This is a genomic window from Janthinobacterium sp. EB271-G4-3-2 (genome assembly GCF_020858035.1).
In the GTDB taxonomy this organism is placed as follows: Bacteria; Pseudomonadota; Gammaproteobacteria; order Burkholderiales; family Burkholderiaceae_D; genus Janthinobacterium; species Janthinobacterium aestuarii.
This window is the reverse complement of the sequence record NZ_JACYMG010000008.1, coordinates 133,608-148,665: the sequence shown is the minus strand read 5'-3', so window position 1 is coordinate 148,665 and position 15,058 is coordinate 133,608. Positions and strand designations below refer to the sequence as shown.

General features: G+C 63.8%; 16 protein-coding genes. 11 read left to right on the top strand and 5 right to left on the bottom strand.

All coding sequences use genetic code 11. The features are described 5' to 3' along the window. The first annotated feature begins 78 nt into the window (after positions 1–78). The 3 genes from bla to IGS55_RS17835 all read left to right on the top strand — a co-directional run bounded on the left by bla (position 79) and on the right by IGS55_RS17835 (position 2,696). Complete coding sequence (gene bla / locus IGS55_RS17845; RefSeq protein ID WP_230516714.1) at positions 79–1,023, top strand: subclass B3 metallo-beta-lactamase; 945 nt, start codon at positions 79–81, stop codon at positions 1,021–1,023. 279 nt (positions 1,024–1,302) lie between these two features. Continuing rightward, positions 1,303–2,511, top strand: a complete 1,209-nt coding sequence (locus IGS55_RS17840; RefSeq protein ID WP_230516713.1) for an RtcB family protein — start codon at positions 1,303–1,305, stop codon at positions 2,509–2,511. 11 nt (positions 2,512–2,522) lie between these two features. Next, the gene (locus IGS55_RS17835) at positions 2,523–2,696 is read left to right on the top strand and encodes a hypothetical protein (RefSeq protein WP_230516712.1); all 174 of its coding nucleotides are present in this window, start codon (positions 2,523–2,525) and stop codon (positions 2,694–2,696) included. Here IGS55_RS17835 and IGS55_RS17830 read toward each other — a convergent pair. Then, positions 2,693–3,496, bottom strand: coding sequence for a metallophosphoesterase family protein (locus IGS55_RS17830; protein WP_230516711.1), 804 nt, complete (start codon positions 3,494–3,496; stop codon positions 2,693–2,695). The genes IGS55_RS17835 and IGS55_RS17830 overlap by 4 nt on opposite strands. A gap of 46 nt (positions 3,497–3,542) precedes the next feature. Next, positions 3,543–3,914: a LysR substrate-binding domain-containing protein gene (locus IGS55_RS17825; protein WP_442908176.1), complete on the bottom strand. Its 372-nt coding sequence runs from the start codon at positions 3,912–3,914 to the stop codon at positions 3,543–3,545. 5 nt (positions 3,915–3,919) lie between these two features. Here IGS55_RS17825 and IGS55_RS17820 point away from each other — a divergent pair, with 5 nt between their 5' ends. The 4 genes from IGS55_RS17820 (at position 3,920) to IGS55_RS17805 (ending at position 8,874) form a co-directional block, all read left to right on the top strand. Then, entirely contained in the window at positions 3,920–4,234 is a 315-nt protein-coding gene (locus IGS55_RS17820; protein WP_442908175.1) for a pirin-like C-terminal cupin domain-containing protein, read from the top strand. 65 nt (positions 4,235–4,299) lie between these two features. Beyond that, on the top strand, positions 4,300–5,001 hold the full coding sequence (locus IGS55_RS17815; protein WP_230516710.1) for an isochorismatase family protein: 702 nt from the start codon (positions 4,300–4,302) through the stop codon (positions 4,999–5,001). A gap of 235 nt (positions 5,002–5,236) precedes the next feature. Then, entirely contained in the window at positions 5,237–5,839 is a 603-nt protein-coding gene (gene pnuC / locus IGS55_RS17810) for a nicotinamide riboside transporter PnuC (RefSeq protein WP_230516709.1), read from the top strand. A 467-nt stretch (positions 5,840–6,306) separates the two neighbouring features. Further along, complete coding sequence (locus IGS55_RS17805) at positions 6,307–8,874, top strand: TonB-dependent receptor (RefSeq protein WP_230516708.1); 2,568 nt, start codon at positions 6,307–6,309, stop codon at positions 8,872–8,874. On the opposite strand, the gene IGS55_RS17800 is transcribed toward IGS55_RS17805, so the two are convergent. Together IGS55_RS17800 and IGS55_RS27910 are read right to left on the bottom strand one after the other, a co-directional pair. Then, complete coding sequence (locus IGS55_RS17800; protein ID WP_230516707.1) at positions 8,871–9,677, bottom strand: response regulator transcription factor; 807 nt, start codon at positions 9,675–9,677, stop codon at positions 8,871–8,873. The two genes, IGS55_RS17805 and IGS55_RS17800, sit on opposite strands and share 4 nt — an antisense overlap. 12 nt (positions 9,678–9,689) lie before the next feature. Further along, complete coding sequence (locus IGS55_RS27910; RefSeq protein WP_268991887.1) at positions 9,690–9,818, bottom strand: hypothetical protein; 129 nt, start codon at positions 9,816–9,818, stop codon at positions 9,690–9,692. Positions 9,819–10,026: 208 nt separating this feature from the next. On the opposite strand from IGS55_RS27910, the gene IGS55_RS17795 reads away from it, so the two are divergent. From IGS55_RS17795 to IGS55_RS17780, 4 genes are read left to right on the top strand one after another with little or no spacing between them, the layout of a single operon-like run. Further along, the gene (locus IGS55_RS17795) at positions 10,027–10,557 is read left to right on the top strand and encodes a Csu type fimbrial protein (RefSeq protein ID WP_230516706.1); all 531 of its coding nucleotides are present in this window, start codon (positions 10,027–10,029) and stop codon (positions 10,555–10,557) included. A gap of 12 nt (positions 10,558–10,569) precedes the next feature. Further along, a complete protein-coding gene (locus IGS55_RS17790; protein WP_230516705.1) occupies positions 10,570–11,298 on the top strand; it encodes a fimbrial biogenesis chaperone in 729 nt (242 codons plus the stop codon). A gap of 46 nt (positions 11,299–11,344) precedes the next feature. Then, positions 11,345–13,699, top strand: coding sequence for a fimbria/pilus outer membrane usher protein (locus tag IGS55_RS17785; protein ID WP_230516704.1), 2,355 nt, complete (start codon positions 11,345–11,347; stop codon positions 13,697–13,699). Then, the gene (locus IGS55_RS17780) at positions 13,699–14,706 is read left to right on the top strand and encodes a Csu type fimbrial protein (RefSeq protein ID WP_230516703.1); all 1,008 of its coding nucleotides are present in this window, start codon (positions 13,699–13,701) and stop codon (positions 14,704–14,706) included. The genes IGS55_RS17785 and IGS55_RS17780 overlap by 1 nt, the downstream gene beginning before the upstream one ends. Here IGS55_RS17780 and IGS55_RS17775 read toward each other — a convergent pair. After that, a complete protein-coding gene (locus tag IGS55_RS17775) occupies positions 14,703–14,930 on the bottom strand; it encodes a hypothetical protein (RefSeq protein ID WP_230516702.1) in 228 nt (75 codons plus the stop codon). The two genes, IGS55_RS17780 and IGS55_RS17775, sit on opposite strands and share 4 nt — an antisense overlap. Between the last annotated feature and the right edge of the window lie 128 nt (positions 14,931–15,058).

The following is a 15,058-nucleotide window of genomic DNA, read 5'->3' as shown; positions in this document are numbered from 1 at the left end:
CGTACGTCTGCTTGACCGCGCGAGGGTAGCGACGTTACCCTGTGGCATCGATTACCGCACACTCATTACTGGAGCCGCATGCCGCCTTTCTTCCTTCCCAAGACCTTGCTCAGCATCGCGCTGGCCGCCATGGCGCTGCCGTTTGCCGCGCATGCGGAAACGCCCGCCATCGATCCCTTGACGCAGCCGATCGCCTCGCCCTATGCGGCGCAGTGGAACCGCCCGCAGCAGCCGGCGCGCATCCACGGCGACACGTATTACGTGGGCGTGGGCGGCTTGAGCGTGGTGCTGATCGATACGCGCGAAGGGTTGATCCTGATCGACGGCGCGCTGCCGCAATCGGTGGCCGCCATCAAGGAGCATATCCTCGAGCTGGGCTTTCGCCTGGAAGACATCAAGTTCATCCTGAATACGGAAGCGCATTTCGACCATTCGGGCGGCGTCGCCGCCCTGGCCCGCGACAGCGGCGCGCAAGTGGTCGCCAGTCCGCTCGGCGCGCAGGCGCTGCGCGCGGGCTCGGTGCTCGCCATGGATCCGCAAGCGGGTGAAATCGACCCCATGCCGGCCGTGGAGAATGTGCGCGAAATCGCCGATGGCGAAACCCTGCAACTGGGCGACGTGACCATCACGGCGCGCTACACGCCCGGCCATACGCCGGGCAGCACCAGCTGGACCTGGGTCTCGTGCGAGGATGCGGAGCGTACGGACTGCCTGAACGTGGTGTTCGGCGCCAGCCTCACGCCGGTGGCGGCCGACGATTTTCACTACCTGGGCGATGAGCGCCATGCGGACCTGACGCCGGCCTTCCGCCAGGTCATGCACGACTTCGCCAAACTGCCGTGCGACATCCTGATCTCGGCTCACCCCGACCACTCGGGCGGCGACCGCAAGCTGACGCAATTGCTGGAAGGCGTCACGCCGAATCCCTTCATCGATACGCAGGCGTGCGGCAGCTACGCGGCCAAAAATGAAGCGAAGCTCGATGCGCGCATCGCCAAGGAAAAAGCGGCTGCGACAAAATAACAACGTTGGCGCGTTTGCCATGAAAAGCGGTTGACGCACTGCAGCATCCGGTGCAGAATCATCGTCCGCAATGCAGATTAACCCAACAAAAGAAAGGATACCCATGTTCGAGCAGGCTGGCAGCAAGTCGTACTTCCACTAGCCCCGCGCATGACGCTCGGGGCCATCGGCATCTTGCCGATCCCGAGCCGGCGTCCTTGAAAACCCCGGTGAGGAAACTCGCCGGGGTTTTTTGGTTTACCAGGACCCCGGCATAACGCAGACATCAGGAACACCGTTATGCCCATTCATCAGACACTGCGCGGCGCCCATGTGCCCGTGCATATTTTTACCGACGATATCGACGCGCAGGCGCTGCGCCAGCTGCACAATATCGCCAGGCTGCCCATCGTCCATCCATATGTGGCGGCCATGCCCGATGTGCATGCCGGCATCGGCGCCACCGTCGGCAGCGTGATTCCCACGCGCGGCGCCATCATTCCGGCCGCCGTGGGCGTGGACATCGGCTGCGGCATGAACGCCGTGCGCACCACCCTGACGGCCAGCGACTTGCCCGACAACCTGGCGCGCCTGCGCAGCGCCATCGAAGCGGACGTGCCCGTCGGCTTCGAGCAGCACGACTGGAGCCGCGTACAGGGCTCGCGCCACGCACGCGCCGCGCGCCCCCTCGCCGGGCGCCTGGAACACATCGTCGAGCGCCACCGCGGCATCGCCAAGATGCTGCGCCAGTTCGAACGCACGTGGATATGCCAGGCCGGCACCCTCGGCGGCGGCAACCATTTCATCGAGATCTGCCTCGACGAGGAGCAGCGCGTGTGGATCATGCTGCATTCCGGCTCGCGCGGCATCGGCAACGCCATCGGCCGATACTTCATCGCCGCCGCGCAGAAGGACATGCGGCGCCACCAGCTGCAGCTGCCGGACGCGGACCTGGCCTATCTGAGTGCAGGCTCCACGGTGTTCGACGACTATGTGGAAGCGGTGGACTGGGCGCAGGATTACGCGCTGCTCAACCGCAGCGAAATGATGCGCCGCGTGCTCGATGTGCTGGCGAAGTTTGCGCCACCGTTCCAGCTCGACGGAGAGGCCATCAACTGCCACCACAACTACATCGCGCGCGAAACGCATGGCAATGCCGACTTGTACGTGACGCGCAAGGGCGCCATTTCGGCGCGGCAGGGGGAGCTGGGCATCATCCCCGGCAGCATGGGCGCGCGCAGCTTCATCGTGCGCGGCAAGGGCAATCCCCAGTCGTTGTGTTCCTGCTCGCACGGAGCGGGGCGCAGCATGAGCCGCAGCGAGGCGAAGCGCCGCTACGACCGCTTCGATCTGGCCGAGCAGACCGCCGGCATCGAATGCCGCAAGGATGGCGGCGTGGTCGACGAGATTCCGGCCGCCTATAAAAATATCGACGCCGTGATGGCGCACCAGAGCGACCTGGTGGAGGTGGTGCATACCTTGCGCCAGGTCGTCTGCATCAAGGGTTGAAAGGAGAGCATATGAAAATCAAAGTGAAAGCCACGCCCAAGCCGCGCAACCCGCTGGTGGCGGCAGCGAAACTGCGCGGCGGCGCCGGCGCGCACCAGTCGGAGGCGTCGCCGCGCGCGGCGCGCCGGGCCGGCAAGCACCGCCTGCGGCAAATGCTGGCGGGCCGTTTGAAGCCGGACGATTAGCGTACCGGTAGCTCGACGATGAAGTTCGGATCAAAAGCGGGATTTTGCGGCGTGCCGCTGCGCGTCCTGTAGCCGCACGGGTTGCTGACGACGCGGCAGCGGCCGATGCGGTAATCGCGCGAGACGTGGAGGTGGCCATGCACCCACAGGTCCGCCTGCGCGGCCAGGTCGTCCAGGCGCGAAGCGTAGGCAGGCGAACACCCCTCGCTGCCGTAGGCATCGTCGACCGACAGCAGCGACGGCGCCATGTGGCTGATGACGACCGTGCGGCCGTCGAACGGCTGCGCCAGTTCGCGCGCCAGCCACGCTTTTTGCTGTGCGTGGAACATGGCCGTGTCGGCCGCGCGCAGCTTGCGAAAGCCCATGCCGGCCAGGCGGATGCGCTTGTAATCGTTCATGACGGCTTCCGCGTCGCGCATGGCCGCTTGCCGCGTGTCGTCGCCCAGCAGGCGGAAATCCGTCCACAGGGTGGCGCCCAGGAAGCGCACCTGCTTGCCAGCCTGATCGGCGATGACGTGGGTGCCGGCATCGAGAAAATGCACGTTGGGCGTGGCGGCGCAGGCCGCGCGCAGCTCCTGGCGCACCTTGTCCAGATGGTGGCCGTAGCCTTCGTGGTTGCCATGCACGTACAGCACGGGCAGGCCCGCGAATGCGCTGGCGGCCCAGGCGACGGCGCGCGATCCCGTGTCGATGTCGCCGGCCAGGATGACGGCGTCGGGGCAGCTGAGCGCGAGGTCGCCCTGCGGCGCTTCATCGCGCCATAGTTCGTGGTGCAGGTCCGACAGTATCAATAAACGCATGCTGTTTTCACGCCTGTGGAAAGAACACCATCGTACCTGAAAACCTTCACTCTTCCGGCAGCGCGGCGAAGCTGTGCGCCAGATAGTCGATCAGTGCGCGCACGGCCGGCAGCAGGCCGCGCCGCGAAGGAAAAACGGCGTGGATGATTTCGCGCTGCGGCCGCCACTGCGCCATCAGCGGCAGCAGGCTGCCATCGGCCACCTGTTCGGTGATCATCATGGTCGGCAGCTGCACCACGCCCACGCCGGCCACGGCCGCGTCGCGCAGGGTCAGCATGTCGCCCGTGACGAAGCGCGGTGTGTGGCGCAGCTGGGCGCGCGCGCCATCGGGGCCGTATAAATCCCACTGGTAGTGCTGTTGCGGCGTGCCCAGGGCCAGGCTGGGCCAGTCGGCCAGGTCGGCCGGCGCTGTCGGCATGGGACATGCGCCTGGCCCAGGGCAAGCTGACGGAGCTGCCCGTGAACAAAGGCTGGAGCACGGCGCTGATCGTCCTGCACGGCACGGTGCTGGTCAATGGAGAGAGCGTGGTGCGCGAAGCGCAGATGGCGCTGTTCGAGCGCGACGGCGACAGCATCACCATCGAAGCGAACAACGACGCCGTGGTTCTGCTGCTGAGCGGCGAGCCGATCGACGAGCCCATCGTCGGCCATGGCCCGTTCGTCATGAACACCGAAGCGGAAATCGCGCAGGCGTTCGAGGATTTCAACAGCGGCCGTTTCGCCCGCATCGCGAAGTAATTTGCGCAGTGAATTTGTGTAGTACCCGTGCCGCATCCCGCGGCACGGTTTTTCAGGAGACCACCATGAGCACCCCCGCCAATTTCCAAGGTTTGCCACCGATGATCGATCCCGACGACGCCGTCATGCTGCTGATCGACCACCAGAGCGGCTTGTTCCAGCTGGTGCGCGACATCGAGCAGCACGTGCTGCGCGGCCACGTCACGGCGCTGGCCAAGCTGTCGCGCCTGGCCAAGATGCCGACGTTTACCACCGCTTCCGTGCCCGACGGCCCGAACGGCCCCTTGATCCCGGAAATCCACCATTTCAACCCGGAAGCCGTCTACATCCCGCGCACGGGCCAGATCAATGCCTGGGACAATCCGGCCTGGGTCGAAGCGATTGAAAAGACGGGCCGCAAGACCCTGCTGATCGCCGGCACGCTCACCAGCGTGTGCATGGCTTTTCCCACCATCAGCGCGCTGGCGGCCGGCTACAAGGTGTTTGCCATCATCGACGCCTCGGGCAACTGGTCGAAGATGGCCACCGACATCACCATGGCGCGCGTCACGCAGGCGGGCGCCGTGCCGATCGACACGTATGCCGTGCTGGCTGAAGTGATGAGCACCTGGAACCGCGCCGACGCGATGGAATTCGCCGCCATCATGACCGACCACATCGTGCCGCCATACCGCGCGCTGATCGAAAGCTATGACAAGGCGCAGGGCGTGCAAAAGAATGGCCGCGAAACCAAGCTGGAAATCCTCGAGGCGGCATCCGGAGGCTAGTCGCCGCTACGGCGTCGGGCATGCGGATGCCTTGCCGGAAGCTGCCGACGGTATTCAGGCGGCGGTCCGTTTCCAGTGCCGGACGGGCCGCCGCATAGTCTGCCCCATACCAGCCCACCTTGGGCGCCAGCGGGGGGACTTGCCGCGCGCGAGCTGTGCGAAGCTGGCGACCTGGCGGGTTGCGGATATCAAATGGGCTATAGTGGCGGCGTGTCTTCACCCAAAGGAAATCCGCTTGACTCCCCCGCTCGAGATCGCCGCCAATGTCTTGATGACTGCTTCCATCATCCTGGCTGGCCGTAACAACATTCATTCCTGGTGGATCGGCATCGTCGGCTGCGTGCTGTTCGCCGTGCTGTTTTTCCAGGTTAACCTGTACGCCGACGTGATGCTGCAGCTGTTTTTCATCGTCACCTGCGTCATCGGCTGGGTGCAATGGCGGCGCGGCGCCGGCGGCAAGCCCTTGCCGATCACGCGCACGGGCTGGCGCAGCCTGGCCTGGATAGTCCCGGCCGGCATCGCCTCCGTGGCGATCTACGGCATGCTGCTGCACCGCTTCACGAATGCCTACGCGCCGTTCATCGATTCGACGGTATTGGTATTTAGCATCATCGCGCAATTCCTCCTGATGAGCCGGCGCATCGAAACGTGGGCCTTTTGGCTGCTGGTCAACACGGTGGCCGTGCCGCTCTACTACAGCCGCGGCCTGCACCTGACGGCCGTGCTGTATGCGGCTTACTGGGTCAACGCCGTCATTTCCTGGTACTGGTGGAGCGTGCAGGCACGCCGCGCGGCGCTGGCGCCGGCCGGCCCGTCCCCGGTGATTGCCGACGCCTGATCTTGCTACATAGCAAGTCCTTAGATTCAAATCATATATACAATCAATTTTTAATTCGTTCACGCGATAAAAATACCGGGATATAGTGGCCTTTCCCCGCTTACCGGTGTCTTATATGTTGCGTTTTACCCTTTCTGCCTGTTTTTACGCCACCCGGCACCAGCTGACCATGCAATGCATGGCGCAGTGGATGCCGGTGCGTGCCCGTCCACGCATCCTCTAAGAACGCCTATCAAAACCTACCGCGCGTCGTAATTTGCGGCCTGCGATGCTCACTGCCTCGGCGGCCCCGTACTTCGTACAGTTGCGCTTCTCGATCGCAACTTACTTCCGCTCGCTACGGTTTTGTTAGGCGTTGTAAGCCACCCATTCATTTCGTTGTCGTTTGCCCGCTGACCACCCGGTCCGCGTGCCCCTGCTCGGCCTTTTTTATCTGAAAAAGGCCGCAATCCCAATAAGAGGAAACCATGTTCAAACCACTCGCCATCAGTCTTGCCATCGCCGCCGCCTTTCCCGCCGTCGCCACCATCGCCCACGCCGAGGACGACATGCTGCGCGTCAACGTCACCGGATCGAATATCCGCGTCAGCGAAAAAGAGGGCGCCAGCGCCGTGCAGGTCATCACGGCCAAGGAATTGAAAGCCAGCGGCAAGACCAGCGTGTCGGACGTGCTGCGCGCCATCTCGGCCAACAGCGGCAACAGCTACAACGAACAATATACGGGCAGTTTCTCGGCCGGCACCTCGGGCCTGTCGCTGCGCGGCATCGGCCAGAAAAATACCCTGATCCTCGTCAATGGCAAGCGCGTCGCCAGCTATGCGACGGCGCAAAACCTGCAGGAAACCTTTGTCGACCTGAACAGCCTGCCGATGGCGGCCGTGCAGCGCATCGAGGTACTCAAGGATGGCGCCTCGTCCGTCTACGGTTCCGACGCCGTGGCCGGCGTGGTCAATATCATCCTGTACAAGGAGTTCACGGGCACCGACATCACGGCGCAGTGGGGCGGCTCGACCGAAGGCACGGGCCAGCATGAAAAGAGCGCGGCGCTGCAGACGGGTTTCGGCAAGCTCGAGGAAGACGGCTACAGCCTGGTCTTCTCGGTCGACGCGCAGCAGCGCGACAAGCTGCAGCAAAGCGATGTGGCATGGATGCGCGATGCGGACTTCCGCAAGCAGCAGCGTGGCGCGCTGGGCTGGGTAGCCACCAATTATGCGGGCAGCGATCCGACGCTGACCCTGGGCGGCGTGCGCGGACCGCTGCAACTGGTCAATTATGGCGACATCACGCCCGGCAAGACGGGACAAGTACTGGCGTACAACCCGTCGCCATATAAAACCCTGATCCCCGGCATCAAGCGCGTGCACACGGCCGCGCGCGCCACCTTCAAACTGAACGCGGACACGGAAGCGTACGTCGACTTGCTGCACAGTTATTCGCGCGCCGACCAGACCTTCAGCGCGCCGCTCACCGTCAACAACGCCACGCGCGTGTGGAACAACGCCACTCAAGCGCTCGACACCATTCCCGTCGTGCTGCCGGTCGGCCACCCGAACAATCCGGGCACCACGCCCCTGCCGTTCACGGCCACCCTGTTCGACCTGGGACCGCGCCTGAAGCAGGACAAGGTCACCTTCTACCGCGCGCTGGCGGGCGTGAAAGGCACGCTGGCGGGCTGGGACTGGGATGCGGCCGTGGGCCACTCGAGCAGCAAGCTGGAAGAAACCGTGCAGAACTTCGTCAACCGCTACGAATTCCAGAAGGTGCTGGCCGATGGCAGCTATAACTTCTTCGACCAGTCGCAAAACAGCGAAGCCGTGCGCAACCGCCTGCGCCTGTCGACCTTGCGTCCGGCCGAGTCGACTCTCGACACCGTCGATTTTTCGGCCGCGAAAGACCTGTGGCAATTGCCGGCCGGTCCGCTGGGTTTTGCCGCCGGTGCGCAGTGGCGCCGCGAAAAGATGGATTCGCAAACCTCGACGGCCGTGCTGTCGGGCACGGAGCTGCGCCCGGCCATCAACATCATCAACGGTTCGCGCAGCGTGTCGGCCCTGTTTGCCGAATTCAACGTGCCCGTCGTGAAAGACCTGTCCCTCAACCTGGCGGGCCGCGCCGACCATTACAGCGATTTCGGCAATGCGTTTTCGCCGAAAGCCAGCGCACGCTACCAGGCGGCACCGTGGCTGCTGGTGCGCGGCACCGTGTCGCGCGGCTTCCGCGCGCCGTCGCTGCCGGAAATCACGCAAAGCACGGCCGTCAGCTACGTCAGTGTGCTCGATCCGCGCGACCCGATCACGCCCACGCAGACGCGCGGCGTGACGGCCATTACCATCGCCAATACAGCGCTGCGTCCGGAACGCTCGAATAACCTGAACCTGGGCGTGGTGGTGTCGCCGACCAGCAGTTCGAGCATCGGCCTCGATTACTACCGCATCAGGCAAGATGGCGTGATCGGCACGGAAAGCGCCACCACCACCCTCGCCAATGAAGCGTCGGCGCCGCAAAAGATCACGCGCGATGCCGACGGCCGCATCACGACCCTGTACCGCCAGTACCGCAACCAGGGACAGCGCGAAGTGTCCGGTATCGACCTCGACCTGCGCCAGCGCTTCGTCGACAAGGACTGGGGCAAGCTGACCCTGGCCGGCCAGTTGAGCCGCGTGCTGCGCTTCGCCGAACCGCTGTCCGACGGCGCGCCGCTCACCGATGGCGCCGGCACCAATTATTTCGGTTCGATTCCGAAATGGCGCGGCGTCACCTCGGCCACGTGGGAGCAGGGCAAGTGGTCATCCACGCTCACCTGGAACTACGTGGGCAGCTATGCGCAAAACACGCATCTCGATGAATCCGTGGCTGCCTTCAGCACGTTTGACGTGACCACCAGCTGGCAAGTCACGCCAGCGGCGAACGTCACCTTCATCGTGCAAAACCTGGCCAACAAGCGCGCGCCGTGGGATTACTCGGCCTCGGGCTTCGACTATACGCAGGCCGACCCGCGCGGCCGCTTCGCCTCGCTCAAGCTGAACTACAAGTTCTAATGACCGTTTGACACCTGCCGCTGGCCCGTCTGTTCATGCAGGCGCTGGCGGTAGGCGCTGGGCGTGACGCCCATGCGTTCGCGGAAGGCCGTGGCGAAGTTGCCCGCGTTGTGAAAGCCGATCAGCAGGGCGATATCCTGCACGTCGATCTCGGTCTGCTGCAGCAGTTCCACGCCGCGGGCGATGCGCGCTTCGCGGATGAAGGCGAAGACCGTCATGCCCGTCTGCTCGCGGAACATCAGGGTCAGCTTTTCGCGGTAGGTGCCCACGCTGCGGGCGATTTCGGACAGGTTGGGCAGGCTGCCCAGGTTGTCGAGAATCAGTTGTTTGACGGCATTGACGAACACGAGGTCCGGATGTTGCTGCCGGTCGCCGATCGGAGTCGCTGTCGGTGGCGTGCTGTTGCTTCTACGCATCAATCCCAGATGGATATGGATGCGCGCGGCCAGTTCTTCCGGCAGGAAGGGCTTGGAAATGTAATCGACGCCGCCCACCTGCAAGCCCATGATGCGTTCCTTGGCTGCATCGGCGCCGCTGAGAAAGATCACGGGTATCTGTTCCGTTTCGGGATTGGCTTTGAGCAAACGGCACGCCGTGTAGCCATCCATCTCGGGCATGCGCACGTCGAGCAGGATCAGGTCGGGATGCGTGGCCAATGCCAGCTGGTAGCCCTGGTAGCCATTGAAGGCAATGCTGAAGCGATAGGGCTGCTCGCTGAGCAGCTCCATCAGCATGCGCTGCTCGAACGCGGAATCGTCCACGAGCAGGATATTCTTTTTGATGGTTTCGCTGGTCAATGGCATGGCATGGATGACTTAACCAAATAGCAAGTTGTTGCTTATTATGCCCTGCTTTTTCTTTTTTTTCTGCTTTTCTCGTGTTTTAAAAGATGTTTCTCCGCCAGAAGAAGCGCGGATTTCCCAGATCGCCAATAATTCGCTCATGCATTGATTTTAAGCAATGTCGATTGCCAAAAAATCTGTTTTGCCAATGCCGCAAAAAATGCCGGAGTCCCCGGGTTCCTGACTCTTGGCACAAGTATTTTGTCGTCCTGGTTTGCGTGCCCGAGAAAACGCCGGCAATACCGTGACTATCCTCGATGCCCTTCACATTGGTGGGCTCATTAATGATGTTCCATCATCAGGAGGTATCATGTTGCGAGTTATTTTTCCCCGCCTTATCGTTGCCGCCAGCGTGGCTGTTGCCGCCACGGCGCTCCTGCCGCGTGGCGCCGACGCGGCCGTGTATCTGAATGGCAGCGCCACCACCACCTTTGACGTCACCCTGAAAATCATCGCCAATTGCACCATCGCGGCGGCCAATCTCGACTTTGGCCAAAGTCAGGGTGTACTGGCTACTGCCGTTAACGTCAATACGACCGTGAATGTCACCTGCACCAATACCACGCTGTATAACGTGGGCTTGACGGCCGGCTCGGGCACGGGATCGAGCGGCACCACGCGCTACATGAGCGGCACGGGCGGCAACCTGGGGACGGTGCAGTTCAATCTGTACCAGGCGGCCGGCAGCACCTTGTGGGGCGATACCCAGGGCACGGATACCGTCGGCGGCACCGGCAACGGCTCATCGCAGCCGATCACGGTGTACGGCAATATTCCGCCGCAGGCGACACCGGCGCCCGATACCTACAAGTCGACCATCACGGCCACCGTGTACTTTTAAGCCAGGCGCTGCGTGAAGGCCCGTGCCGCCTCCCTGATGAAAAGCGTGCTGGCGCTGCTGGCCTGCTGTGCCGCAGGCGCGAACGGCGCCAATCTGCAGATTTCGCCGGTGACGCTCAATTTGCGCGCGCCACAGAATGCCGCGGGCATCAATTTGCAAAACCTCGGCGACCAGCCCATCTACGGTCAGGTGCGGGTGTTCGTCTGGGAGCAGCGCGATGGCGAGGAAACCTTGGCGCCGACGCAGGAACTGGTGGCCAGTCCGCCGATCGTGGAAATCGCCGCCAACAGCCGGCAGACCATCCGCCTCGTGCGTGCCCAGGCCGGCCCCGTGGCGCAGGAAAAGACGTATCGCGTGCTCATCGATGAAGTCAGCCGCGAGGACGGGGCGGGCCGCAGCGGCATCGATATCCGCCTGCGCTACTCGGTGCCCGTGTTCGTGCTGCCGGCCGGTGCGCCGGGCAAGGAAATACTCGACTGGCAAGTGTTTCGCGAGCGGGGCGAGTGGATGTTGCGTGTCAAGAACAGCGGCAATTTCCATGCACAGATCGGTGCGATGACGTTGACGAACCAGGCGGGCAAGGAATTTGTCATCAGCAAGGGGCTGTTTGGTTATGTCCTGGCGGCACGCATGCGCGTCTGGCGCCTGCCCGTCGCCAGGGAGGCCGAACTGGATGGACCGTTGAGTATTGCGGCAAATGTGAATGCAAAGGCGCTCGTTGCCACGAATTCGACACCTTGAACCGGGCCGCCATGGCGGGCGGGTTTGCCGCGAACCGGGTTAAACCATGAGACGCGCACTGGCATCCTTGCTGTTGCTGTTGCTGGCCATGGCACCGGTGGCCAGGGCCGATGGATCGGGCGCCGAAACGGGCGCCGATCCGGGACCGGCCAGCTTGCCGAGCGATCCGATGGCGCCGAATGAACTGTATCTGGAGGTGACTGTGAATGCTGAATCAACCGGGCTGATCTTGCGCTTTACCCAGGTGGGCAAAGGCTTGCGCAGCAGTGTGGCGAACTTGCAGCAGCTGGGGCTGGACCCGGCGCGCCTGCTCGCACCCGGTCAGACCGAGGTGGCGCTCGATGCGATTCCCGGACTCAGCTATGACTATGATGCGGCGCGCCAGAGCGTGTCGCTGCAGGTGGCGGACGACTTGCGCTCGCCGTACCGCATCAACGCGCGCCTGGCCCCGCAGACGCCACCGTCGCGCGTCACGCCTGGCGCCGTCCTCAATTACGAAGCCTATGCGGAACTGGGCCGGACGCGGCGCGCCGCCATCTTCAATGACTTGCGCTATTTCAATGACAGTGGCGTGTTCAGCAACACTGGCACTTTGAACCTGGGATCGGACCAGCGCAAATACATGCGCTTTGACACGTTCTGGAGCCACGCCGACCCCGAGACCCTGCAGACGTGGCAAGTGGGCGACCTGATTTCGTCGTCGCTCAGCTGGAGCCGCGCCGTGCGCGTCGGTGGTCTGCAGTGGCGCAAGAATTTCCAGCTGCGCCCCGACCTGCTGACCTTTCCCGTCGCCTCCGTCGATGGCACGGCGCTCGTGCCTTCGTCGCTGAGCCTGTACGTCAATGGCGTGCAGCAATATGCTGCCAGCGTGCCCAGCGGCCCGTTCGTGCTGAACCAGGTAGCCGGCATCAATGGTGCCGGACAAGCCACCCTCATCACGCGCGATGCCCTGGGGCGCAGCGTGACGACCGTGCTGCCCCTGTATGTCGATACGCGCATGCTGGCTGCCGGCTTGAGCGATTATTCGGTCGAGGCGGGCGCCGTGCGGCGCGACTATGGCCGCCGCCTGTTCGGCTATGAGCGGCAGCTCGTTGCCAGCGCTTCCGTTCGCCATGGCGTCAGCGACAGCTTCACCATCGAAGGACATGCGGAACTGGCTGCCGGCCTGTATCAGGCGGGGGCGGGCGCGCTGGTGCGGCTGGGCCAGGCGGGCGTGCTCAGCGGATCGTTGTCGGCCAGCGCCGGCCGCAGCCGTGGCGTGCAGCTGGGCGCCGGCTACCAGTACATGGGGCCGCGCTTCAGCGTCGACGTGCAAAGCGTGCGCGCCAGCGCCGGGTTTGGCGACCTGGCTTCGCGCGACGGCAGCCCTGTGGTGCGCGCGGCGGACCGCTTTACCGTCAGCCTGCCGTTGCCGGCCGGCAGCAGTATCAGCACCAGCTATATCAGTTACCGCACACCCGGCGCACCGCCATCGAAACTGGCCACCCTGGGCTATTCGGCCACCTTGCTTCACGGCCTGTTCCTGAACGCCAGCCTGTTCCAGGATTTGCGGCAACGCGAGAAGCGGGGATTTTATGTCGGCCTGAGCATGGCCTTCGACAATAATCTGTCCATCAGCACGAGCGCCAGCCGGCAAAACGGCGAGAGCGGCCGCAGCGTCAGCGCGCAGCGCGCGGCGGACTTTGGCGGCGGCTTCGGCTGGAACTTGCAAGCTGGCACGGTGGGCGGCAATGCCTACCGGCAGGCGCAAGTGGAATACCTGGGCAATGACGGCCGCGTGAGCGCGCGCACGCAAAGCAGCAGCATGGGCACGGCCTCCTCGCTGGGCGCGGCTGGCGCGCTGGTGCTGATGGATGGCCATGTCGAGACGGCGCGCCAGGTGGGCAACGGTTTTGCGCTGGTCTCCACTGGCGGCGTGGGCAATATTCCTGTGTTGCATGAAAATCGCCAGATCGGCGTGACGGGCGGGAGCGGCTACCTTCTTGTGCCGAATTTGAATCCCTATGGCAATAACCAGATCAGCATCGCCACGGATGAACTCGACGTCGACGCGCGCGTGCCCGTGACCAATATGACGGTCGTGCCGCAACGTCTGGCCGGCGTGCTGGCGGCCTTTCCCGTCGAACGCTACAGCGCCGCCACCGTCATCGCGCAGGGTGCCGATGGCAAGCCGCTGGCCACGGGCATGCCCGTGCTGCATGTGCAAAGCGGCAAGCAGACGGTCGTGGGCTTTGACGGCATCATTTTCGTCGACGACCTGAGCGAACAGAATCAATTGCAAGTGGGCGAGGGCGACAGCGCCTGCACGGTCGGCTTTGCGTATGTGCGTCCTGCCGCAGGCGGCTTGCCCGTGATCGGGCCGTTGCGCTGCGCGGCCGCTGCCGCCGGGGGGGGCCGCTGATGCGCCGCCTGCTGCCATGGCTGACCTTGCTGCTGGGCTGCGCCTGGGGTAGTGTGGCGCAGGCGGCCGATACCTGCACGGTCAGCATGACGAATATCAATTTTGGCGCCGTCAGCCCGATTTCCGGCACCGATTACGTGGCGCAGGCAACGGGCACCTTCAGCTGCCTGTTTTCGTCGCTGAACCTGGGACAGTTACTTACGCCCAATGCGCAAGTGTGCATCTCGCTGGGGCTGGGCACGAATTCCACCTCGGCCCTGCCGCGCAAGCTGGGCAATGGCAGCAACCGCATGGAGTACAACGTGTACGTGGACAGTTCATATGCGACGGCGAAGATCTGGGGGGGCGCCGGCGTGACGGGCGCGCCATCGACCTTCGGCATGACCCTGTCGGCCGGCTTGCTGGCTCCGCCCGGCACGTATTCCACCACCTTTACCGTGTACGCGAAGATCCCCGCCGGTACGGCCCTGGCCGCCGTGCCCACGGTCGCCAACGCCAATACCGTCTATGCGTCGAGCTTTGCCGGCGTGGGCACCTACACGTACACGACGTATGGCCTCGTCAACCTGCAGGGGTGCTCGGCCACCAGCGGCAGCTTCGGTTTCACGGTGAGTGCCACGGCCGTCAACGACTGCACCATCGCGGCCAGCCCGATGGCATTCGCCAACGCCTCCATCCTGACGGGCAACTTGCGCAGCACCAGCACCTTGTCCGTGCGCTGCGTGAATAACAACGCCTACCAGATTGCCCTGAACGGCGGCAGCGTGGCGGCCAATGTGGCCAACCGGCAAATGAAAAACCTCTTAACGACGGACAAGGTCAGTTACCTGCTGTCATCCACGCTCGATGGTGCGCCCTGGGGCGATGGCACGGCAGGCACGAACATGGTGACGGGCACGGGCACGGGCGCCAGCGTGCCGCTGACGATTTATGGCCGCGTGCCGGCGCAGGTGTCGCCGCGCCCCGGTGACTACAAGGACACGGTGACGGCAACGATTTATTTTTAGAACGTGACGGTAACGAGGCCGGCGCCCGATGGCGTCGCCTGCTGGTGCAGCAGATAGGGCGTGTTGTGCTGGCAGCGCACCTGGGTGCCGCTACGCTGCGAGACGACGGTGCACGCTTCGTGGACGACGAAGGTGGCCTGGAATGTGGCGGAAGAGACGGTACCGGCGGTGGTGGTCTGGCAAAGGGACAGGGCGAGCAGGGCAGGCAGTACGGCAAGCTTCAAAGGAGTCCTCTAAGCGTATCGGGTGAAAAACGGGCGGAAAGCAACATTCTCTGACGCCGTTTCGCACATCGGGACTGGAGAAGCTGAACTGGGCATCATTGTACTAGAGCAAGAAAAGTGTGAGTTTT

Bases quoted from the DNA above. Each gene is read 5' to 3' on its own strand.
- bla (WP_230516714.1), top strand. From the start codon at position 79: ATGCCGCCTTTCTTCCTTCCCAAGACCTTGCTCAGCATCGCGCTGGCC.
- IGS55_RS17840 (WP_230516713.1), top strand. From the start codon at position 1,303: ATGCCCATTCATCAGACACTGCGCGGCGCCCATGTGCCCGTGCATATT.
- IGS55_RS17835 (WP_230516712.1), top strand. From the start codon at position 2,523: ATGAAAATCAAAGTGAAAGCCACGCCCAAGCCGCGCAACCCGCTGGTG.
- IGS55_RS17830 (WP_230516711.1), bottom strand. From the start codon at position 3,496: ATGCGTTTATTGATACTGTCGGACCTGCACCACGAACTATGGCGCGAT.
- IGS55_RS17825 (WP_442908176.1), bottom strand. From the start codon at position 3,914: ATGCCGACAGCGCCGGCCGACCTGGCCGACTGGCCCAGCCTGGCCCTG.
- IGS55_RS17820 (WP_442908175.1), top strand. From the start codon at position 3,920: ATGCGCCTGGCCCAGGGCAAGCTGACGGAGCTGCCCGTGAACAAAGGC.
- IGS55_RS17815 (WP_230516710.1), top strand. From the start codon at position 4,300: ATGAGCACCCCCGCCAATTTCCAAGGTTTGCCACCGATGATCGATCCC.
- IGS55_RS17805 (WP_230516708.1), top strand. From the start codon at position 6,307: ATGTTCAAACCACTCGCCATCAGTCTTGCCATCGCCGCCGCCTTTCCC.
- IGS55_RS17800 (WP_230516707.1), bottom strand. From the start codon at position 9,677: ATGCCATTGACCAGCGAAACCATCAAAAAGAATATCCTGCTCGTGGAC.
- IGS55_RS27910 (WP_268991887.1), bottom strand. From the start codon at position 9,818: ATGAGCGAATTATTGGCGATCTGGGAAATCCGCGCTTCTTCTGGCGGA.
- IGS55_RS17795 (WP_230516706.1), top strand. From the start codon at position 10,027: ATGTTGCGAGTTATTTTTCCCCGCCTTATCGTTGCCGCCAGCGTGGCT.
- IGS55_RS17785 (WP_230516704.1), top strand. From the start codon at position 11,345: ATGAGACGCGCACTGGCATCCTTGCTGTTGCTGTTGCTGGCCATGGCA.
- IGS55_RS17780 (WP_230516703.1), top strand. From the start codon at position 13,699: ATGCGCCGCCTGCTGCCATGGCTGACCTTGCTGCTGGGCTGCGCCTGG.